Here is a 4391-nt window from a genome sequence, read left to right on the forward strand (position 1 = left end):
CAAAGATTCGTCCCAGATGATTAGCCCTTCTTCACTTCGAATTTCGACCTCTTCTTCATTTCCAAAAACGGCCACGAGCGGATCACTTCGTTTAAACACTTCATAGGAAAAGAGAATTTGCCCACTCTCATCGCTATAGGTTAGATTTATCCCAATTTCATCTTCTTGTCTAGGATACGTACTTGCCTCAAAAAAATGATACTCATCGGTTGGTGTTAAAAAGGAATAGGTCGCCATCTCTTGTGCTTCAGAGAGCTCGATTGATTCTAACGCTGATAATTCATCAAGCGAGACTTTTTCAAAATCAAGAGACTCATCGACCACAAAATAGGAGTCCTCCACTTCGGGATTCAGTTCAAACATCACAGCCTCACTCGTCATCCATTCCTCATCGAATGCTAAATCCATTTTGAGGAGAACCCAATTTTCTTTATCAACCCAGATCTCCATCTCATCGTTGTTGCTTTGCTTTGATTTTAACTGAAGAACGAATACATCACGATCAAGTAACGACGTTTCCTCTTTCACCTCGACCTCATAATGATCATGCATCGCTTCAAGCATCTGCATCGTTGATTCACGAGGTGTTTGAGCAAGATACGTGGCGGCTTCTGGTGAAGCATATGTCAAGATTTGTTCCTCTTGGTAATCAAGTGTGACCGATCCTTCATCACTATAGAGAGAAACATAAGCGAGATCCTCCCCCTCATACATTTCCATTCGATACCTTCCATCAGGCATCCGCCACTCCTTCATCGTGAACGGATCACTTTCATTTCCTTCGTAAGCCGTCTCCATGTAATACGCTGTAGCTGATGGATCTGCCTCAATCATACTCGCCATTACCTCCGTACCACTTAAACCTCTCATCTGACAGCCACTTAACATAATAAGCGCGATCACGACAAACAATATTATCTTCTTTTTCATCTCATCCCCACCTTCCCTTCTACACATGCTTTTTCAGGGCGAAATAAAAACAGCTTCCCTCACCTTCTGTTGAGGTCACCCCAATAAAGCCTTCGTGCTTTTCGATTAACTGTTGACTAATGGCAAGGCCGAGACCTGCCCCTTTGCCACTATCCTTTCGCCTTGACTCATCTGCTTGATAAAACAATTGAAATACTTTAGGCAGATCCTGCTCAGCAATTCCAGAACCTTCATCTTGAATCGCAAAATACAAGTAGCCTTCCTTCCAAGGCAGATCCGCTGGAAGCATGTCTCGCTTGGTTGTTGCGATCAGTTCTATCTTTTTGCCGCTTTTCGTATGTCTGAGTGCGTTTGTAACAAGATTGTCCATTACTTGAATCAAGCGATCGACGTCGCAATAAACCTCGCATGGTCCTACTTCAATCAACGTTTCTAGCACCATACCATGTTTGTTACACAGTTCCTCGTAACCATCAACTAACACATCGGCCAGCTCATCACCCTCAACCCACTGACAGTTAAGCTCTAAGCTATTCATCTCTAACCTTGAATAAAGCAGAAGGTCCTCTACAAGCTTTTCCATATAATTAGCCTTACGTACAATCACCTCTCGGTACTCATCTTGCTTTTCAGGGTGATCTTTTAGCCCTTCTGCATAGGCTTTTATCGACGTAAGCGGAGTGCGTAAGTCATGTGAAATCGTCGCAACTAGACGCTGCTTTAATTGTTGGACCTCCTCAAGCTCACCGCTCATCGTATAAAAACGTTCTAAAAGTTCACGAAATTCATCGTTTGCATGGTTATGCTTTCGCTCAGTCGGAAAATTCCCTGCCCCAACTGCTTTCATTTCTCTCACTAATTGTGTAACAGGTTTAACGATTCGACGTTTAACAAGTAAATGAGTGATCACTAATGTTATAAAAAGCACCATAACGATGAAGAAACCTGTCAAAAAGGAGCTCCTCTCGATCTGTTTCTTCAGTTCAATTCGTTCTTTTTTTATTTCAAAGTAACCGACTAGCTCGCCTTCATAATAGACGGGCTCCTTGTAAATAAAGTGAGAGAGCGTTTCGTTCGTTTCATAAAGACCTTTCATTAATTCACTTGCTGGGACTCTATTTGAAAAGAGTGATTGCCCATTCACGTTTAAGAGCACTTGACGATCTTTGGAATAAATATGGATGATCTCATCATCGTATATCTCATCTGCTAAAGCATCTTCTCCAACAGAAGGATATTGATACAGACGTGGATTGTCCTTCAAGGTCGAAGCGAGTTGATGAATTCGAATCGATGTATGGATATACTCAGATAATTGCTCCCGCTCATACCAATCATTGATGTAGCTTATAAAGAAATAGGTCGAAACAAATGGAACAAGCATCACTACAAAAATGAGGAGCAGCAACCAATTACGTATTTTCATGCTTTTGTCCAATAAATTTGTAGCCAATTCCCCAAACAGTATCAATAAAACGCGGGTGTCGACTGCCTTCCCCTAGCTTTCGACGAACATTTTTAATATGTACGGTCACCGTCCGAATGTCATCCGCATCGTCTTGCTTCCATACTTGATAATACAGCTGTTCCTTTGAAAACACCTGTCCTGGTGAGCGTGCAAGCACACAAAGTAAGGCAAATTCTTTCATCGTAAATGTCAGTCTGACGCCATCTTTTTCAACAGTACGTTGATTTAAATTAATTTGTAACCCATCAAAGGTTAGCACTTCATCCTCTGTTTGTTTGCCTATGTATCGATTGTAGCGCCGAAGTTGTGACTTCACACGTGCAACGAGTTCAAGCGGGCTAAATGGTTTCGTTATGTAATCATCTGCTCCTAGTCCAAGGCTATGAATCTTGTCGATGTCGCTTTGCCTTGCACTCACGACCACGATTGGAACGTCGCTTTTTGTTCGAATCTGCCTACACACTTCAAACCCGTCTATTTTTGGCAGCATTAAATCAATGAGAACAAGCATCGGCGACGATTCACGAAAATGATTAAGCCCTGCCTCCCCGTTATGAGCAACGATGACGCCATACCCTTCTCGTTTTAAGTAGTCACGAATAATATTGCTAATTTCGATGTCATCTTCAATGACGAGTATTTGCTCTCTCATTTGCTTCATTCCCTTTACTTCATTTACGTTTATTCCTTATTTTTCTATTATAGTCAATCAGCTGTATTGCTGAAAGACCTGATTAAGACTTCATACTTTCTTTATAAATTCCTTTCTTTTTCTTTATCATTGGTCCTTATAGTGAAAGGAAGGAAGAAAATCGATAACGAGGTGAAGGAACTGATGAAAAAATTAACAGCTTTATTAGGATTAGCTGGCGTCCTCCTATTCTCAACAGCTTGCTCAATCGAGGACACGGAACAAATTATTGAAAATGCGGTAGAAGCACAAGAGAATCTTGAAAGCTACTATGCTGAGGTTTCATCAACATTTAAGTATGACGGAGAAAATGAATCCTCAACGTATAAGGAATGGAACGTAAAACCGGATAAATATCGCACAGAAATGGAAGACGGCTACCTACATATTTCTAATGGCGAGGAGTCATGGTCCTATGATCAAACTGAAAATACAGTGACAGTGTTTGACACGTTAGACGACCTTACAGAAGAAATGCCTAGTGAATCCGAGATCATTCGCGAAATGTTAACCGAAATGCTTGAATCAACAGACGTAGTCGTCAATGGAAAAGAAACGATTGCCGACCGCAAAACGATTCACCTTTCCGTTTCGGCCAAAGATGGCGAGGAAGACTTTCTAGGTGACACAAGCTATGACATTTGGGTTGATGAAGAAACGTATATGCCACTTAAAATGATGTGGATTAGCGAGGACTTTTCATCAGTTGTTGAATACACGAATATTGAATACAACATCGATATTGATGAAGCTCTTTTCACTTTTGACATTCCTGAAGATGCCGAAGTACTAACTATGGATGACTTTATGGTTGACTCGCTTTCACTAGATGAATTAAAAGAAGTCACACCGTTTGACATTCCTGACTTAAGTGCGATCCTAGATCACTTTGAATTTGAAGATGCGAACTACTTCGAGGAGATGGATATGGCAACGATGCACTTTAGTGAGGAGGAGCATTATTTAGTTTTATCTCTCACAACTGATAAAACGGAGATGCTTGACGAGACGGAAGCTGTTTCCACCGAAAATTTCGAGGGCTCTTATATGAACATGTTCGATATGCATTTCTTGTTCTGGTCCCAAGATGAGGTGCACCTTGAACTGATGACGGATGCTGATGCTTTATCGAAAGAGGAATTAATTGAGATCGCTAAACAAATTAAATAAGAACGAAAGGATCCCCCTTCCTTTTATTCCATATAGTAAGAACCCTTTTGCCTAATAAAGCAAGAGGGTTCTTACTTTACTCTTGCTCATTCCCATTTAAATTCCAAAGAATAGGATAAACTTGCTGTGAAA

4 protein-coding genes are annotated in these 4391 nt (G+C 41.0%); 1 reads left to right on the plus strand and 3 read right to left on the minus strand.

Translation table 11 applies throughout. From position 1 onward, the window contains the following. From AB685_RS26955 to AB685_RS26965, 3 genes are all read right to left on the minus strand, one after another. Nucleotides 1–930: sigma-E factor regulatory protein RseB domain-containing protein (locus tag AB685_RS26955; RefSeq protein ID WP_047973676.1), on the minus strand; the 930-nt coding region annotated here is incomplete at its 3' end. A 19-nt stretch (nucleotides 931–949) separates the two neighbouring features. Then, nucleotides 950–2356: a HAMP domain-containing sensor histidine kinase gene (locus AB685_RS26960; protein ID WP_047973677.1), complete on the minus strand. Its 1407-nt coding sequence runs from the start codon at nucleotides 2354–2356 to the stop codon at nucleotides 950–952. Further along, complete coding sequence (locus AB685_RS26965; RefSeq protein ID WP_047973678.1) at nucleotides 2343–3050, minus strand: response regulator transcription factor; 708 nt, start codon at nucleotides 3048–3050, stop codon at nucleotides 2343–2345. The genes AB685_RS26960 and AB685_RS26965 overlap by 14 nt, the downstream gene beginning before the upstream one ends. A gap of 183 nt (nucleotides 3051–3233) precedes the next feature. Between AB685_RS26965 and AB685_RS26970 the strand changes: the two genes are divergently transcribed. Then, entirely contained in the window at nucleotides 3234–4259 is a 1026-nt protein-coding gene (locus AB685_RS26970) for an outer membrane lipoprotein carrier protein LolA (protein WP_082153786.1), read from the plus strand. Nucleotides 4260–4391: the final 132 nt, after the last annotated feature.

Source organism: Bacillus sp. LL01 (genome assembly GCF_001037965.1).